General features: G+C 34.5%; 16 protein-coding genes. 11 read left to right on the top strand and 5 right to left on the bottom strand.

The features are described from left to right. Positions 1-11 precede the first annotated feature (11 nt). The 7 genes from rluF (at position 12) to Q0992_RS06855 (ending at position 6170) form a co-directional block, all read left to right on the top strand. Complete coding sequence (rluF, locus tag Q0992_RS06885; RefSeq protein WP_299521598.1) at positions 12-779, top strand: 23S rRNA pseudouridine(2604) synthase RluF; 768 nt, start codon at positions 12-14, stop codon at positions 777-779. Between the two features lie 74 nt (positions 780-853). Then, a complete protein-coding gene (locus Q0992_RS06880; RefSeq protein WP_299521597.1) occupies positions 854-1804 on the top strand; it encodes a nuclear transport factor 2 family protein in 951 nt (316 codons plus the stop codon). A 56-nt stretch (positions 1805-1860) separates the two neighbouring features. Then, a complete protein-coding gene (locus Q0992_RS06875; RefSeq protein WP_299521596.1) occupies positions 1861-2334 on the top strand; it encodes a VOC family protein in 474 nt (157 codons plus the stop codon). An 84-nt stretch (positions 2335-2418) separates the two neighbouring features. Beyond that, complete coding sequence (locus Q0992_RS06870) at positions 2419-3510, top strand: helix-turn-helix domain-containing protein (RefSeq protein WP_299521595.1); 1092 nt, start codon at positions 2419-2421, stop codon at positions 3508-3510. 58 nt (positions 3511-3568) lie between these two features. After that, positions 3569-4765 (top strand): T9SS type A sorting domain-containing protein, encoded by a 1197-nt coding sequence (locus Q0992_RS06865; RefSeq protein WP_299521594.1) that lies wholly within the window; start codon positions 3569-3571, stop codon positions 4763-4765. Between the two features lie 3 nt (positions 4766-4768). Next, a complete protein-coding gene (locus Q0992_RS06860; RefSeq protein ID WP_299521593.1) occupies positions 4769-5650 on the top strand; it encodes a hypothetical protein in 882 nt (293 codons plus the stop codon). Positions 5651-5747: 97 nt separating this feature from the next. Continuing rightward, positions 5748-6170 carry a VOC family protein gene (locus tag Q0992_RS06855; RefSeq protein ID WP_299521592.1) on the top strand — a complete coding sequence of 141 codons (423 nt, stop codon included), beginning with the start codon at positions 5748-5750 and terminating at the stop codon, positions 6168-6170. Between the two features lies 1 nt (position 6171). Here Q0992_RS06855 and Q0992_RS06850 read toward each other — a convergent pair whose 3' ends face one another. The 5 genes from Q0992_RS06850 to Q0992_RS06830 all read right to left on the bottom strand — a co-directional run bounded on the left by Q0992_RS06850 (position 6172) and on the right by Q0992_RS06830 (position 13086). After that, positions 6172-7905 carry an alpha/beta hydrolase-fold protein gene (locus tag Q0992_RS06850; protein ID WP_299521591.1) on the bottom strand — a complete coding sequence of 578 codons (1734 nt, stop codon included), beginning with the start codon at positions 7903-7905 and terminating at the stop codon, positions 6172-6174. 61 nt (positions 7906-7966) lie between these two features. Next, a complete protein-coding gene (locus tag Q0992_RS06845; protein WP_299521590.1) occupies positions 7967-8845 on the bottom strand; it encodes a bifunctional 5,10-methylenetetrahydrofolate dehydrogenase/5,10-methenyltetrahydrofolate cyclohydrolase in 879 nt (292 codons plus the stop codon). 59 nt (positions 8846-8904) lie between these two features. Further along, positions 8905-9531 carry a hypothetical protein gene (locus tag Q0992_RS06840; RefSeq protein ID WP_299521589.1) on the bottom strand — a complete coding sequence of 209 codons (627 nt, stop codon included), beginning with the start codon at positions 9529-9531 and terminating at the stop codon, positions 8905-8907. Positions 9532-9605: 74 nt separating this feature from the next. Beyond that, positions 9606-10937 carry a signal recognition particle protein gene (ffh, locus tag Q0992_RS06835; protein WP_299521588.1) on the bottom strand — a complete coding sequence of 444 codons (1332 nt, stop codon included), beginning with the start codon at positions 10935-10937 and terminating at the stop codon, positions 9606-9608. A 187-nt stretch (positions 10938-11124) separates the two neighbouring features. Continuing rightward, complete coding sequence (locus Q0992_RS06830) at positions 11125-13086, bottom strand: hypothetical protein (RefSeq protein WP_299521587.1); 1962 nt, start codon at positions 13084-13086, stop codon at positions 11125-11127. A 107-nt stretch (positions 13087-13193) separates the two neighbouring features. Between Q0992_RS06830 and Q0992_RS06825 the strand changes: the two genes are divergently transcribed. The 4 genes from Q0992_RS06825 (at position 13194) to Q0992_RS06810 (ending at position 18286) form a co-directional block, all read left to right on the top strand. Then, positions 13194-13709: a sigma-70 family RNA polymerase sigma factor gene (locus Q0992_RS06825; RefSeq protein WP_299521609.1), complete on the top strand. Its 516-nt coding sequence runs from the start codon at positions 13194-13196 to the stop codon at positions 13707-13709. A gap of 79 nt (positions 13710-13788) precedes the next feature. After that, positions 13789-14682: a FecR family protein gene (locus Q0992_RS06820; protein ID WP_299521586.1), complete on the top strand. Its 894-nt coding sequence runs from the start codon at positions 13789-13791 to the stop codon at positions 14680-14682. Further along, positions 14675-16975: a TonB-dependent siderophore receptor gene (locus tag Q0992_RS06815; RefSeq protein WP_299521585.1), complete on the top strand. Its 2301-nt coding sequence runs from the start codon at positions 14675-14677 to the stop codon at positions 16973-16975. The genes Q0992_RS06820 and Q0992_RS06815 overlap by 8 nt, the downstream gene beginning before the upstream one ends. Positions 16976-17068: 93 nt before the next feature. Further along, positions 17069-18286: an acyloxyacyl hydrolase gene (locus tag Q0992_RS06810; RefSeq protein ID WP_299521584.1), complete on the top strand. Its 1218-nt coding sequence runs from the start codon at positions 17069-17071 to the stop codon at positions 18284-18286. The last annotated feature ends 7 nt before the right edge of the window (positions 18287-18293 follow it).

Here is an 18293-nt window from a genome sequence, read left to right as displayed (position 1 = left end):
ACCTTTACATCATGTCAGACCACTTAGTTCGTCTTAATAAATACCTCAGTGAAGCTGGTTATTGCTCACGTCGTGAAGCTGATCGTTTAATTGATGCTGGTCGTGTCACTATTAATGATATCGTTCCAGAAATGGGTACAAAAGTAGCACCAGATGATGTGGTAAAAGTTGATGATGAGATTATAGGAGAACGCAAAAGAGACTTTGTCTACTTGGCTTTTAATAAACCTGTAGGTATTGTTTGCACTACGGATACGCGCGTAGAAAAAGATAATATTATTGATTTTATCAGCTACCCAAAACGTATTTTTCCGATAGGTCGCTTAGACAAACCCAGTGAAGGGCTCATTCTTTTAACAGACGATGGTGATATCGTTAATAAGATTCTTCGCGCTAGCAATAATCACGAAAAAGAATATGTGGTCACTGTTGACAAAGCGATTTCACAAACCTTTATCGAACGTATGGCAGGTGGCATTTATATTGAAGAGCTAAAACAACGCACCAAAAAATGTGAGGTTAAAAAAATAGACAAGTACAGGTTTAGTATTATCCTTACCCAAGGCCTGAATCGTCAGATACGTCGTATGTGCGAGTATTTGAATTATGAGGTAAAAACCCTTAAGCGAATTAGAATTATGAATATTAAGCTCGATATGCCAGTTGGGCAATATCGTGAACTCACTGAAGAAGAGTTTAAAACGCTTAGCGCACTTATTAGTGATTCTAAAAAAACTTTCGAGCCAACACAAAAGCGTTCAAGAAAAAGCAGACGTTAATTATATCCCAATTAACAAATCGGTTGCCTGATTGATTTTTAACTTTAAAAGTATTAATCAATCATCATAACATTATGAAATCAATCTTGATCTTCATTTTTTTTGTCTCAATTTTTAGTTTTTCCCAAAGTGAGTATTCGGCTTCCGATACCAACCCTTATGGTTTACCTAATCCTAAAGCTCCAGAACAAATCAAGGATTTTGAAGGCCTAATCGGAAAATGTAATTGCAAATCCGTAACACGAAATCAGGACCAAACTTGGGCAGAAGCCGTAGACATGACTTGGGAATGGAAATACATAATGAACGGTATGGCCGTGCAGGACGAAACTTTAAAAGTTGATGGCAAACATTCTGGTAGTATTCGCCAATTTATTGCCGACAGTAGTAAGTGGTATGTGCATTATTATTCGTCTGGCTCCCCATCAACCAGTTTACCCACTTGGGAAGGAGGCAAGAAAGACGATGGAAACATCATATTGTATCGCAATCAAAAAGTACCGAATGGTATGGAGGGATTCTACCGATTGACCTTTTATGACATTAGTGATTTAGGTTACAAATGGATTGGCGAATGGGTGGATAACACAGAAAAAATCATATTTCCTACATGGAAAATTGATTGTAAACGAGCGACTCTAACTGACTCTGATTTAGATATTATTAAAAAGAATACAAAAGCTTTTTCAAAAGCCTATATGGATGGAGATATTGAAACTTTGGTTAACCTATACACTGACGATGGTAAAATCTTCCCAAATAATCGAATGATTCTATCTGGAAAAAAAGATTTGAAACAATACTGGATTTTACCTAACGGTGTAAAAACCCTTTATCATAAAGTTACACCTGAAGAAATACATATAGAAAATGATATCGCCTATGATTATGGCTATTACGAAGGCAAAACACTGACCAAGGATAAAAAAGAAAGTTCTTGGAAAGGCAAGTATGTTATCATATGGAAAAGAGTTGGTGACGACTGGAAGATTTATCTAGATATATGGAATAGGGTTGCGAACTAGGCACATTTAACTCTTCAGATTATATAATTGTCTCATTTAAACAATACCTAAATTATATGAAAAATACGATACTATTATATTTCCTTGTTTTAACATATTTTGGATTCGCACAAGAAAAAAGTCTACCACATCCAGAAGCTTACTTCTCCGCAATAGTTGTCGAGGATATTGATATTTCTATAAATTGGTGTAAGAAAAACCTTGGGTTTAAAACCATTAACAAATATGAATCTGAGAATAAACAACTAAGACAGGTAAACATTGTTTGTGGTGATATTCTAATAGAATTAATTGAATTGAAATCATCAGTTACGGCAAATGAATTACTAAAAGACCAACCGAAAAAAACTTTTATTAACGGTTTCTTTAAAATTGGATTTTTACTTGATGAGTTTGATACTAGGGTAGAACATCTTAAAAAATTAGGAGTCCAGTTTCACGGAACTATTGTTATCGATAAACATCTAGGCAAAGAGATGGTAATAATTAAAGATCCTGACGGTAATAGGGTTGAATTATTCGAGAAATAATTCCTGATATCAAATCATTGATTTCTTAGTTAATAATTATAATTATAAACCTTATCAACACAAAATTATATACATTAGTCTGGTATGCAAGAATTACCATCATTTGATACATGGACTTCTGGATTTCTCTTTGCTGTTGCAATGGGAGTTTTTCTATTCATTATTCTTATGGCAAAGAAAAATAGACGTAACTATCCGATTGCATTTTTAATTCTATCATTTTCGGGAGTATTGTTTTCTTATGTATTGTTTTGGACAAGATATAACACTCAAATACCTTATTTTAACACCTTTCAATTCATAGGATATTATTCTTCTGGACCGCTGCTCTACTTATATTTACTAAAACTTCACAACAAGGAAATGAGGTTTTTTTATTTACATTTTGCGTTGGCTTTTCTATCTATCGCCTTAACAATTATTATATGGTCTCAACATCTTTTTAATTACAATTTAACACTAGACAAGATATTTGTTTTTTTGTCTAATTACATTTTTATAATCATTCATTTAGTCTTATACCTTGTTTTAATGTTATGGTTTATAAAAAAGAACAATAGTGTTAAAACTGAGTACCAAAAAATACGCTATAATTGGGTAAAAGTTTTAATCGCGCTTTATAGCCTCTTTTTGCTATCTTATATTTCATATTATATCCTAATCAATTTTTCGTTCTTCAATAATCAATGGGATTATATGATATCTATTTCTATGTCAATGGCCATTTATATGATAGGCTACTTTGTGTATAGAGAACCTCAGATTTTTGATGGTGAATTCTTTACAAAGCTGTTTCTCCCAACAGAGAACAAAGATGATAATTTTGAAGATGATTTAATCAACGAATTTTACAATAATTTGGTCAATTTTATTGAAACTGAAAAACCTTTTAAAGATAATGAATTGAGACTAGCTCACTTGGCGGATAAAGTTGGATATTCTACGCATTTATTATCTAAAATCATTAATAATAAATCTGGCAAAAACTTCAATAATTTTATCAATGAATACCGTTTATTAGAAGCAGAAAAACTTTTAATCTCCGACAATAATGATCACAGTGTAAAAACAATTTATTTTGATGTCGGTTTTAACAATAAAGTCACTTTCTACAAAGTCTTTAAAAAGAAGCATAATTGCACTCCTACAGAATTCAAAAAAAGTAAGCATTTATAATTCTATACACTATTGTAAAGATTGTAATGTTGCTTTGAGTATACAAAAATATGCCATCATGAAAAAAATTACCTTCAACGACTTTGTCATTATAGTCGCAATAATGCTCTTTCCCATTACAGTATTTCCCCAACTTCCAGAAGGTTCCTACATTTTAGTCAGTGATATAACCGCCAATGTAACGCCTACGTCAGACTATAAAATCTTAAAATTTGACAACAATGGGGAAAATGGAGAGTTATTTACCGATGTCGAGCTCTCTTGGCCTCAAGACATACTCATAGCCGAAATTCCCAATGAAGGTCATCGTGTATTAGTTTCAAACTTATTCAGTGGAAAAATCACAAAATATGATCTCGATGGAAATTATGTCGGCGATTTCGCTACAGGAATAGGCGGTCCAACCCGAATGCATATAAGGAATAATGAACTTTATGTTTTACAATGGTTCAATCAATCTGCACCAGAATTTGTATTGCGATATTCACTCGATGGGACACCTCTTGGTAATTTCACCGACACTGGAACTACCCTGAGTATTGGATTGGATTGGGATAGCGACGGTAATTTTTATTTAAGTTCCTATGGAAGTCCGCCCTTTAACGGAAATCCTGCAATTCCTGCACAAATATATCGTTACAATTCTCAAGGTGAATTTGAATCTGTTTTTATATCAGAAACCGACCTTGCTGGACCGACCAATATTTGGTTTGACAAATCGGGAAGTGGCGACCTATGGGTAATCGATTATAACAGCAATTCGGTAAAACGTTTTGACAGCGAAGGTAATTTAATTGGCACCATAATCACTGGCCTTAGCACTCCTGAGGGCGTTGCCTTTTTAGAAAACGGAAATTTTTTAATAGGAAACGGTATTACTGGACTCATCAAGATGTATGATAGCAATGGTACTTTTATAGAGGATTTTATAGATGCCCAAGCTTCAATGGAGGCCAACCTCATCAATACCAATGCTTTCTATATCACATCTGCAACCTTATCACTGACCGAAGTGACCAAAAAAGAAATTCCCTTTTTATTCCCAACGATTGGAAATAAATTCACTTTCGACGCCAATATTGTCAATGCCAACGATAGCATTATATTTAATGATTTAAGTGGAAGACAATTGAAACATATAAAACTAGATAATTCAATGGAATGGATTCCTAACAATTATAACGACGGGATTTACTTTATTTCTGTAATATCTGGAGAAAAGAAAATCACTCAAAAAATAATAATAAAGAATTAAAGTATGAAAAAAAAAATCACTTGTCTTCTGCTCGGTGTTTTTTATCAATTCAATTTTGCTCAAAATAATAACCCTTATCAACTCGACTTTAGAAACAAAGACTTTGAAAAGGTCATCGAAACTGCCAAAAAGCAGTTAAAACTGAATTCTAAAGATTCAATGGCTAATTATTACATGGCTTTTAGTTACGCCTATTTAAGTAAGCATAATAAAGCGATTAAAAATTTTGAAATTGCCAAGAAAAGTGGTCTCAAAGGACCTTATGTACGTCTCTGGTTAGCTAAGAGTTATTCGGCAGATAACCAAACAGATAAAGCAATTCATGAACTCGAAGCTTTAGATAGTCTACAAGTTGGTTTTTCTAAACAATTAGAAGATAAAGCTTTTGACGTCTTAAAGGAAGATAGCCGGTTTAAGAAGATAAAAAACAATATGTATAAACTAGCTAATCCCTGTAAGTTTGACGAGAACTATAGAAAGTTTGATTTTTGGGTTGGCGAATGGGATGTATATGTAAATGGTCAGAAAGTTGCAGAAAGCAGCATTACCAATAGTAATGGCGACTGTGGTATTTTAGAAAATTGGCGTCCTACCAATAGTAATGGCGGAAGCTCCATTAGTTATTACGATTCTACATACAAAAAGTGGAAGCAAAACTGGGTAGCTAATGGCAGTGTGAGTCATTTTGAAGAACCAGATGACTATTCTGAAGGAGACATGCAACTGATTGCTAAAGCGGATGGAGTTTGGTATAAAATGGTATACACTTACGATAAAACCGAAGACACTGTTAGACAAACGATGGAATCGAGCTCTGACGAAGGAAAAACATGGGCATTAAGTTTTGATGGATTATATAAAAGAAAAACAGGAAAATTGAATTGATTGATGATGGTTAGATCGATTTGTTTTAGGCTTGTTAAATTCTATATTTAGCAAGCCTTTTTTTAATGTATCTTTGATAATATTATAACATAAGATCATGTCAAAAATTGCACCTTTCCATTTGGCAATTCCAGTCTCAAACTTAGAAGAATGCCGCAATTTCTATACTAATATCCTGAACTTTGAAGAAGGACGAAGTAGTAATCACTGGGTAGATTATAACTTTTTTGGACATCAATTGGTCATTCATTACAAGCCAAAAACCGAGGAAGATATGCATACCAATTCTGTAGATGGAAAAGATGTACCTGTGCCTCATTTTGGTGTGGTCTTACCTTGGGAAACTTTTCAAGAATTTGCAAGCAGTTTAAAATCTAAAGGTATCAACTTTATTATTGAACCTTACATACGATTTAAAGGACAAGTCGGAGAACAAGCTACGATGTTTTTTAAAGACCCTTCTGGGAATGCTTTAGAATTTAAGGCTTTTAAAGATATAGGCCAGCTATTCGCCAACTAAATTACTCGTAGCGCCAACTCGTTAAATCTGCATTTGCAGGTGCACTTTCAGCTATACGTTTCATTATTTTAGGTACATACATGCTATTGTAGCGTAATCTTGAAATATGATTTGGGTTCTCATGATCACCATTCCAGCAATGTTCTGCACGATCCCCATAATCAACCTCGCCATCGTAATATGGATCTGTCGTACTTTCTAAAAAGTCTTCCATTAAATAAACGGCATTATTTAAATAGTAATTGTCCATATCACCGCAATAAATATGAATTTTTCCTTTTAATTTATCTCCAAGACTATCCCAATCACGCTCTAAAATATACCTCAAATCATAGTTTTCTTTCCAAAATTCAGCAACGTCATGATTAATGTCTCCTGTCATTTTATCCCATAGTCGCTTAGGATAACCGTCATTATTTTGTGGTGAATACGTCGCTTCCCAAATATCGAATTGCGCTCCAGATCTAGATTTATCGCCAAGAACAAGCTCTAAATGATTGGCTTCCCTTACTGTAGAACTGACATTGCCCAAGTAATCTCTGCGCATTGGAATCTCAATGTCCTTATGATTACTTTTGGCGTGATAGGCGTTGTCGTCTTCATATATATTATTTAGGCAATATGCCCTAAAATCTATAGGATCTGGGCAGGCGGCAAAACATCCATTATATTCATCTGGATATTTAACTTGTACAGCCAAAGCCTCCCAACCACCAGTGGAACCACCATATAAAAATCTGGACCAACCTTCACCTTGGCCTCTAAACAATTTTTCTAAATGAGGAATAAGTTCATAGGTTATAGCATCACCATAGGGTCCTTGACTTTCAGAATTTACAGCGTATGAGTCGTCATAATACGGCGTAGGATGCTGAATTTCCACTATTAAAAATCTTGGAAAGTCTGGCTCATTCCAACGTCTATAAAAATCATAAGCTTCTTGTTGTTGAATATTATTATACCCTTTTACATCAAAACGCTCTGAATAATCAGGTTCTAAATCTTTATCTGGTGGCGTCGTTCTAAAACCGTCAAAATCTGACGGGAAGTGCCCATGAAAAATCATTAAAGGATATTTGGCTTCAGGATGTTCATCAAAACCCTTGGGTAAAAGCACATGAGCTCCTAAATACATATCTCGTCCCCAAAACTTAGACAATAATTCAGATTTCATTTTAATATGCTTAATCCACTCTGTATCCTCTGGGACTTTAATTTCGGGAATAACCTGATCTAATAAAATGCTAAATTCTGAAGTGTCATTTTCCTTAATTTCAATTTCAAATGGCTTGCTAAATAAATTTCCAGGTGACTTATTCCACTGTTGCCCTTCACCATTATCCATTGGTAATTTAACGGTATGTCCTGTTGAAAGGTTGAATGTTTCATAAACATTTAAAACGGCCTGCACATAATATTTACCAGGTTTTATCTTGGAAATACTGCTGTATGGAAAACCAAAAACGTCCTCATCAAAGACAACTTCATCTTTCAGGTTAAAATCGTCAACATTTTTTCCGAATATGGGTTGTGCATTAAGTCCTTCACTTACTAAAAAACGAGGCTCATCTTTATCATCATCGGCTAAAATCAATAGTAACCTACCATCTAAGGGGCTTTCAAAAATATCTTGAGAGATTGTGACTTTAAAGATGCTGGTAGGATTTTTAACTCGTGCATCTTTACAACTAAAAACAACCAGGAAAAGTAAAGCAATAAATGGTCTGAATTTCATAATAAGTAGTTTTAGTGTAAAAGATACTTATTATTTCTCAGATGTATTTGTTTAAAAAAATCTATTGGCTACGATGTCTTTCTCTGGCAAGTAATGTATTTTTTAAAAGCATGGCAATAGTCATTGGTCCTACTCCACCAGGTACAGGAGTAATATGGCTTGCCTTTTTGCTTACATTTTCAAAATCGACATCACCAGTAATGTAATAGCCTTTTTCGGAATCATCAGGAACACGCGTGATACCTACATCAATAATTACGACATCGTCTTTTACCATTTCTGCTTTTAGAAAGCCTGGTACACCAAGAGCTGTTATTATGATATCTGCTTGAGACGTAATCTGTGTAATATTTTTGGTATGGCTGTGTGTTAATGTCACTGTAGAATTTCCTGGAAAGCCTTTACGGCCCATAAGTATACTCATTGGGCGACCAACAATATGTGAACGACCAATCACAACCGTATGCTTGCCTTTGGTTTCTACACCATAACGGTCAATAAGCTCTAGAATGCCAAATGGTGTCGCTGGAATAAATGTGGACATGTCCAAGGCCATTTTCCCAAAATTCATAGGATGAAATCCATCTACATCCTTATCTGGATGAACAGCCATTAAGACCTTTTGTGTATTAATTTGTGGTGGCAATGGTAATTGAACAATAAAACCATCGATATCATCATTGTTGTTTAATTTATCAATAGTATCTAATAATTCTATCTCACTCGTGGTATTTGGTAAACGGACCATAGTAGATTCAAACCCAACGCGTTCGCATGCTCTTACTTTACTACCAACATAGGTTAAACTTGCACCATCATTACCTACAATTACGGCTGCGAGATGTGGTACTTTTTCACCATTGGCCTTCATTTTATCAACTTCGATTTTGATTTCGTCTTTTATGTCCTTACTTGTCTTTCTTCCGTCTAGTATAGTCATCTTTTATTAGTTTTCAATTGCAACCACAATTCTAAAATTCTTATCATTTGCAGACCAAATTACCAACTATCAATAATGTCCGTACTCATTGGTCCTGAGGAACTTTTATGAAACTTCGTTATCTTTTTTAATCTTTCACCTGATAAAATACTATCAATGCTCTTTTCAATTTCAGTACCCTTTATGCGATCATTATTTTTGATATCAGAAAGTAATTTGATCACTTCTGCATTTTCATAATATTTTGCAAAATAGTTCTTAGTCAAAACAGGTTTAAATATTGTATAGGTTAGTAAGTCTTTACTAATTGTTTTCTTTTTGTATTTAGAAAAACATCCACTTGTAAAATTTATATATTCATCTAATTTAAGACCGTTCATTGCATCAATTAAAAACTCTTTTTGAGAATTTGACAAATTAGAACAAGTCAATAGATTCAAGACTTCTGTATCATATAAATCAGCTTCATCGTAAATTTTATTCCAATGACTTTCAATTCTTTCGTATTCATTACCAAATGTAGTTGGAAAGTAAATATTCACATCTTTAGGAACAGAAAAAATAAACTTACCCAGATAACTCTTACTTGGGTCACATTCATTTTTTATAATACCTTCAGATGAAGATTCATCAACGTTCTCTTGGGCTTTTAAGCAAACAGTTACAAAGGGCACTAATAATAACAAGAGGATTTTTTTGAAACCCATATTAAATATTCATTATACAAATACTATACTGCAATCTGAGACTGCAAACTAAACTATCTCGGCATATTTTTCATCATTTGCATCATGCGTTTGCCTCCACCACCTTGCATCATCTTCATCATTTTGCTCATTTGTGTGAACTGTTTCAATAACTGATTGACTTCTTGCACCGAAGTCCCAGAACCTTTACCAATTCGTTTTTTACGACTAGCATTTATGATGGATGGGTTAGCACGTTCGGCAGGTGTCATGGAATGTATAATGGCTTCAATACCTTTAAAGGCATCATCATCAATGTCTATTCCTTTCATCATTTTACCAGCACCAGGTATCATTCCGATTAAATCCTTCATGTTACCCATTTTTTTGATTTGCTGAATTTGCTTCAAGAAATCATCGAATCCAAACTGGTTTTTAGCAATTTTTTTCTGAAGTTTACGCGCTTCCTCTTCATCAAATTGCTCTTGGGCACGCTCAACAAGAGATACCACATCTCCCATTCCCAAAATACGGTCCGCCATACGCGATGGATAGAAGACATCAATAGCTTCCATCTTCTCACCAGTACCGATAAACTTTATGGGTTTATTAACTACCGATTTAATGGAAATCGCAGCACCACCTCTAGTATCACCATCTAACTTGGTAAGGATAACACCATCAAAATTTAGGATATCGTTGAAAGCCTTTGCTGTATTCACTGCATCCTGACCCGTCATTGAATCTACAACAAACAAGGTTTCTTGAGGCTGAATGGCTTTATGGATATTAGAAATCTCAGTCATCATCGCTTCGTCGACTGCCAAACGACCAGCCGTATCTATAATCACCACATTATGACCATTAGCTTTTGCATGAGCTATACCAGCTTGCGCAATTGCGACTGGATCGCTATTTCCTTTATCACTATAAACCTCAACATTGATCTGATCTCCAACCACATGAAGCTGATCAATCGCTGCAGGACGGTAAACATCACAAGCTACCAATAGAGGTTTTTTAGTCTTTTTACTTTTGAGATAATTGGCAAGTTTACCTGAGAAAGTGGTCTTACCAGAACCTTGTAAACCAGACATTAAGATAACGCTAGGGTCGCCTGAAAGATTAATCCCTTCTGCATCACCACCCATAAGTTCGGTTAATTCGTCTTTGACGATTTTAACCATTAACTGTCCTGGTTGCAACGTGGTCAATACATTTTGACCTAATGCTTTTTCCTTTACCTTATTGGTAAATTCTTTAGCAATTTTGAAATTAACATCGGCATCTAAAAGCGCACGTCTTACTTCTTTTAAAGTTTCTGCAACATTGACCTCTGTGATACTTCCGTGGCCTTTGAGGACGTGTAACGCTTTATCTAACTTTTCACTTAAATTATTGAACATAATCTTTATCTCTTTTTGAAGATGCAAATTTAAGAATTTACAAGAGATAAACGAATTGCATACCTATAATTCTATAATGCTATATTTGAGAGTTTCACTAAAAAGAAAAGGGCTACCTAGCGGTTGGCAACCCTCTTCATCAACTTAAACTTACTAAATTACTAACTCATTTAGCGGTTTCTTTTTATTAATCACAATTTCTTTGTAATAGTAGGGTATCGTCTCCTCGTTCTAGGTGGAAAAAGTCCTCACTACATTCTACAACCAACCATTCACCTGTAATGGCTTGAATATTTGGGCCAGAAACACCATCAAAAGTCACAACAACGCCATCCTCAGATTGTGATGTGGTCCATATAGCATCAATGGTCTGTGTATCGGTATAGATCACAACTATATTGTTGGCACCTTCAAAATCAAAATTCCATTCCATTAAGTTATCACTACCATTATAATTTACAGCGTTCCAAATACAATCTAGCAAGTAAGCATCCACTTCTTGTTCTGAACAGCCATCCGCGTAACAATCTTCGACAATTAATTCGTGGGTAAATATTTCATAAGCACTAGGATCTCCTGCTAATGCAACTCTAGAATAAATCAATTGTGGGCTTACGATTGTATTAACGAAAGGATTGGCCAATGCATTAACTTCATTTTCTGCATCTTCTAATGCTGCGTAGAAATTATATTCCACATCATCATTTGGACAATTCGAAAAAATAAGGTTCAGGTCGAACACTCCAAAACCATCTTCTGCACCGTCATCTTCATCGCACACTGTAAGATTGTAATTACCATAACATTCAAAATAATTGCACTCTTCAGCAATTAAATAAATTGTAAAAACTTCAAAATTTCCATTAGTCGACTCTATTCTAAGATACACTTCTCCTGTTGCCGACCAGTAGGATTCCGTGTTTTCGATAGCATCGATATCAGCTTCAGCACCCGCTTCAGTAACGTGGAAAGATGGGATAAATTCGTAAGGACAATCTACTAATCCTACGGTATTGGCACTTAGATTAAATTCTGATTCATTATTAGGTCCAAGGCATTCCACTAACTCAAAATCATCAAAGCAATCAAAAACTTCGTCTTCGCAATCGAGCTCAAGCTCCATAGTTATGTCACCAGTATCTGTTTCTTTAACAAACTCTAGCTCATCATCCTCATCGCATTCTTTGAGTAACCACAGCCCATTAGCCATGGTAAAGGTTTGTAATCCCTCAATGATTAGCTTATTTCCTAAATCAGTTTCCAGCAAATCCCATTCTCCCTCATCAACCACTGTTGCATCACCTGTCACTACTATTGAGCCAGATGCATTAAACTCAAATTGCAGCGTATCAACTAAATCTTCCTCCTGGTTATAAATTTCTACTTCAAACGCACATTCTAACAAATATGCTTCGAGTTCTTCGAGACCAATTTCGCAAATATCGTCGTCATCGTCGCAATCGTCTTCAGCAGCCTCAATAGCATCGGCCAATTCTTGATTAGAATTTACCGTTACGGTTTCTCCGTTAGCATAAACCAAGGTTACAGGATAATTTAAACTGACAATTAAGGCATTTTCATCATCTTCCAAATCCTCTAAAAAGTTGTACAAGGCTTCGTCATTTTCTATAGTGATGGTATCCACAATATTGAAATCAGCATTAAATACCGAGAATGAAATTGGATATACAAAGTCTACACACTCAATAATGTTATCGTCTTCATACCCATCAAGATCACATTCTTCAATAAATCCTTCGAGCTGGTCTATGCTTTCGATAACAATTTCTGTATAATCGCTAAAAATTATTGTAATAGGGAAAACAAAATCAAAGAAATCCTCTTCATCTTCGAATTCTTCGAACAGCTCCTCTAAATCTTCGATATCTTGCAAGGTCTCTATAACAATGGTAACATCTCCCACTATAATAGTTACAGGCAATTCGATAGAAAAACAACTCGATTCGTCAAGAATATCATCGTATGCACCATAATTAGAAGTAATATTAGTCATAAATACAGCCAACGGTGTGTCGGACTGGATAATTTCCTGTTCATCTGCAGTAATAGCCTCGACTTCTTCATCTTGACAAGACGTTAAGGCTAAAAGGGCAAAAAAAGCGTAAAGTAATAACTTATTAATTTTCATTTTCATAATATTTGGAGCTATTCAATTTTTATTATACAACAATCCAAGATTTATTTCTCCTACCTCCTGCTTATAAAATTTATTCATAATTTGTAACGCGAAAAATGATGAGTCAACCTTTACAAGACCATATTTGCGAAGAGCACCTGTTTGAGCGTTTGTATAAAAAGCACTCAAAAAACCTCCATGATTTTCTTTATTACAAGTTTGGAGAGCATCTAAACCCAAAGGACAATGTACAGGAGGCTTTTATAAAACTGTGGCAGAACTGTGGGAAGATTTCTCCCGATAAGGCAAAAAGCTTCTTATTTACAACTGCAAATAATTTAATGCTCAATGCAGTTGCCCACCAAAAAGTAGTTTTGAAATACGAGAAGCTTCCTCAAAAAAAATCAACCAACGAATCGCCAGAATTTGTTTTACAAGAAAAAGAATACTATAAAAAGCTACAAAATGCACTTGCTAATTTAACCGAAGCCCAACGCGTGGCATTCTTAATGAATCGTGTCGAGGGAAAACGATTTAAGGAAATTGCAGCAATTTTAGATATATCCACTAAAGCCGTTGAAAAACGCATTTATGGAGCATTGAGAAAGTTGCGGGAAGATATTGAAGGTCTATAATTAATCATCAAAGTTATAGATAAATTTATGATGGGTAGGAATTTATATGAATTAGCTGTTATATAGTTGAAATAAAGTAATGGACAGAGAAACACTCATAAAAAAATGGTTAGATAATAACCTAAATGCGGAAGAGCTGAAAGCTTTTGAGCAACTAGAGGATTACAATAGTCTAATCCAAATGGATGCTGCATTAAAATCTTTTAAATCCCCCAAGTTCTCTGTTGATGAGCATTACGAAGATCTAAAACCAAAACTTAAGCCTAAGAAAATCAAACAAAAATGGCACAAACCTCTTTTGAGAATAGCTGCTATTTTAGCGATTTGTTTCAGCGTATATTACTACACCACAACATTAGATACTCATATCAATACCCAAATTGCAAAACAAGCTAATATTGAATTACCTGACGACTCTAACGTTATCCTCAATGCAAACTCTTCAATTGCTTTCAATGAAAGTAAATGGACTAAAAACCGAGAAGTGAAGTTAAGTGGTGAAGCTTTTTTTAAAGTTTCAAAAGGGGAAAAATTCGACGTGATAACGGATAGTGGAATTATAAGTGTATTAGGTACTCATTTTAACGTAAAACAACGTCATAATTACTTTGAGGTGACATGCTTCGAAGGGTTAGTTGGTGTTACAACCAGTGAAGGCTTCACAAAATTAAAAGCTGGACATTGTATTAAAATAATAGATGGGAAGTTACTTGCTAATGAAAAAGAAATCGCTACGCAACCATCATGGTTGCGTGGTGAAAGTAATTTTAAAAACACTCCTTTAAAACACGTTATTACTGAGCTTGAGAATTATTATGACATTAAGATATTGGTAGACCAAGCTGACAAGATGCGATTATTTAGCGGAAGCTTTACACATAAAAACCTAGATTTGGCATTGCAATCTATTACAATACCTTTAAATTTAAACTATAGTAAGTCGGGAACTTCTATTGTATTAAAGCGTGAATAAACTTTTACTACGTGTAGTTTTATTTTTTTTAATCTTTACTTCTTTCTTCAATTTAGCTCATAGCCAAAATGAGGAACCAGAACCACTAATTCAAATTCTTGAGCAGCTAGAAAAACGTTATAATGTAAGATTCTCTTACGAAACAAAAACCATAGACAGTATCTTAGTTCCACCGCTAAACCCTGAGTTATCATTGGAACAGGCATTGAGCGAATTACGGTTTTTAACATCATTAGAATTTAAGGTATTAGACATTAGATTCATAGCCATTACACCAAAGCAGAGTACTGTACAGCGTCTTGAAGAAGTGGTGGTGACCAACTATTTAACTAAAGGCATCTCTAAAACCAATAATGGTGCCGTAGAAGTAGACGCAAAGGCTTTTGATATACTTCCTGGATTGATTGAACCTGATGTTTTGCAGATTTTGCAGAATCTGCCAGGAATCATAAGTGTTGATGAACGTATCTCTAACATAAACGTTAGGGGAGGCACCAACGATCAAAATCTTATACTATATGAAGGTATCAGAATGTATCAATCTGGTCATTTTTTTGGCCTCATATCTGCTTTTAATCCTTATTTATCGGACGAGATAAGAATTTCTAAAAATGGAACCAGTGCGCTTTATGGAAACGGTGTTTCTAGCACCATTTCTATCAAAAATTCAGATAAAATTGATTCTACATTCAATGCTGGTATAGCCACCAATCTTCTGAATACAGATGGCTATGCAAAAATTCCTTTAAGCAAAAAAATGGAATTGCAGTTGTCTGCAAGGCGATCTTTTACGGATGTGCTAGCTTCGACAACTTATGATGCTTATTTTGATCGAATTTTTAGAGACTCAGAACTTAATATATCCAATGATATCAGTTCTATTATTGCTTTAGACGAGCGTTTTTTGTTTTATGATCTTAATGCCAAATTTCTTTATGACATCAATAGTACTTCAAAACTTCGTGTGAGTTTACTTAACATTTACAATGACCTTGATTACAATCAAATATTTACAAATTCAGATAATAATATTCAAGAAACCAGAAGTGCACTAAATCAAGTAAGTTACGGTGCTAGTGCAACCTATTCTAAAGTCTTTAAAGATAACATACAGGCATCAGTTCAATTTTATTATTCTAACTATGATTTGGACGCACAAAATAATGACGTTACAAATGGTCAGCTCCTTATTCAAGAAAATAAAGTAGAAGATTACGGATTACGATTAGACATTTCAAAAACTGTAAATAATAACACAAAACTAAGAGGAGGTTATCAATTCAATGAAGTTAGCGTCACAGATTTTGAAGATGTAGTTAACCCAAATTTTACCAGTTTAGTTAAGGAAATTATACGCACCCATGCTTTCTTTGGCGAGACAGAACGCTATTCTAAATCACGTAATACCTATATACGCTTGGGCGCTCGGATTAGTTATTTTGAAAAGGTAAAAGAGCTTGTCATAGAACCTAGATTTGCCTTCAATCAAAAAATTTCTGATGCTATTAGGCTCGAAGTTTTAGGAGAATTAAAAAGCCAATCCATAACCCAGGTCATCGATCTTCAACAAGATTTTTTTGGTATTGAAAAACGGCGTTGGCAACTTTCTAACTCTGAAGACGTGCCGCTAGTAAGAAGTCAGCAAATATCATTAGGCCTTAGTTATAACCAAAACAACCTATTGATTTCGCTTGAAGGTTATTACAAAAATGTCGATGATATTACGGCACAAAGTCAAGGCTTTCAAAATCAATTTCAGTTTGTAAATGATATTGGCTCTTATACGGTTACTGGCTTGGACTTTCTTGTTAATAAGCGCTTTAATGATTTTAGCGCTTGGCTTAGCTATACTTTAAGCAACAACGATTATAAGTTTGATACTATAAACCAAAGTAGCGCTTTTCCAAATACAGTAGACTTAACACATGTGGCTAATGCCTCCTTAACTTACAGCCTTAACAATTTTAAAATAGGACTGGGAATTAATTGGCATTCTGGTCGTGCCTATACAGAGCCTTCTGAAACCCAAATTGAAAATAATTCTTTTATAGAGTACGACAACCCTAATGATGATAGATTACCAGACTATTTCAGAACTGACGTATCAGCCATTTATAAATTCAATATATCAAAAGGGATTAAAGCCGAAGCTGGTGCTTCTATTTGGAATGTATTCAACCGATCTAATATCATTAATCGTTATTATACCTTTGATGCCGACGACAATATTGTGGAAGTTGATAACAGATCATTAAAACTCACACCCAACTTAAGTTTGAGAATACAGTTTTAGTTACTATTTTTAGCCTGTAACTAACTAAAATCAACTCGGATTAAAGCCATAAACTTGCTTTTCGTTTATCTTTTTTTGTTTACTTCATTTTATATGATCGGTCAAACAAAAACAGAAAATAGCAGTGAATCCTATTTTGTAATTCCAGAATTGCTTATAGGAAAAACACTCCCTGCAAATACAGACTTTCCAGAAACCAAACTTCAAAAAAACATTTTCATTAGCCTCGGACATTACAACTTCTCCCCTGATAAAGAATGGGCAGCGCGATTAAACTATCCGAAAACTGGTCTTAGTCTTGGCTATACAGATTACGGAAATTCTGAAAAAGTTGGTGAGGCTTTCACATTAATGCCGTTTATAGAGTTTAATATTTTAAAAAAATATACCAAAAAATTAAACTTGCAAATTGGTATTGGTACGTCTTATATTAATACGCTATTCGATTCAATAAATAACCCGTTGAACAGAGCCATTACAACAAAGCTTAATTGGTCTTTTAGGTCATTTTTGTACTATGATGTCTTTAGTCAGGGTAAAACGACATGGCGCTTTGGTTTAGGCTATCTTCATCAGTCTAATGGACACACCAGACTTCCAAATCAGGGGCTTAACTCTTTAGCTGCTAGTATTTCTGCCAAATTTAATCAGAAAGAAATAGTATTCAGCCAACCAGAAAAGCACAGCTTCGATTCGAAATCCCAAAGTTATTTATCATCGAGGTTTGGTATCGGACAGAATGTACTTTCTGAGGTATTTAATGATAAAAGAGAAGTATTTGCATTTGCTTTAGATTATGGTAAAATTATCAACAACACTTTTAAATTTGGAGCTGGTTTTTACTACCGATTTTATGAGCATTATTACGATTACATCAAAAATAATGAAGCCTTAGTTGAAGAAGAATATCCTATTTTTAAAGAAAACCCATATGGCTATGCCACAAATTTTGGGCTTTATGCAACCTCTGAATTATTGCTGAGTCATTTTGGTTTTGAGTTTGATATTGGGTTAAATATTTATAAACCTTTCTATAAGATTGACTGGATTTTAAACCAAGGATACACTTTTGAAAACGGAAATGGTGATACTGTTACCGTTCTTGGCGAATTAGATTGGTATTATGAAATAAAACGAACAGTTTCAACAAGAATGGGATTAAAATATTATCTGTGGTCCAATAACCATTCCCCAAAGCATAATATTTTTATTGGAGCGCATATTAATGCTAACCTTGGACAAGCGGATTTTACAGAATTGAGTTTAGGATATATACATAGGTTTAAGTACAAAACCAAAACCACCAAGTAATTATCGT

The sequence above is a fragment of the Winogradskyella sp. genome, assembly GCF_028289625.1.
Classification (GTDB): domain Bacteria; phylum Bacteroidota; class Bacteroidia; order Flavobacteriales; family Flavobacteriaceae; genus Winogradskyella.
This window is presented reverse-complemented; position numbering and strand designations above follow the sequence as displayed.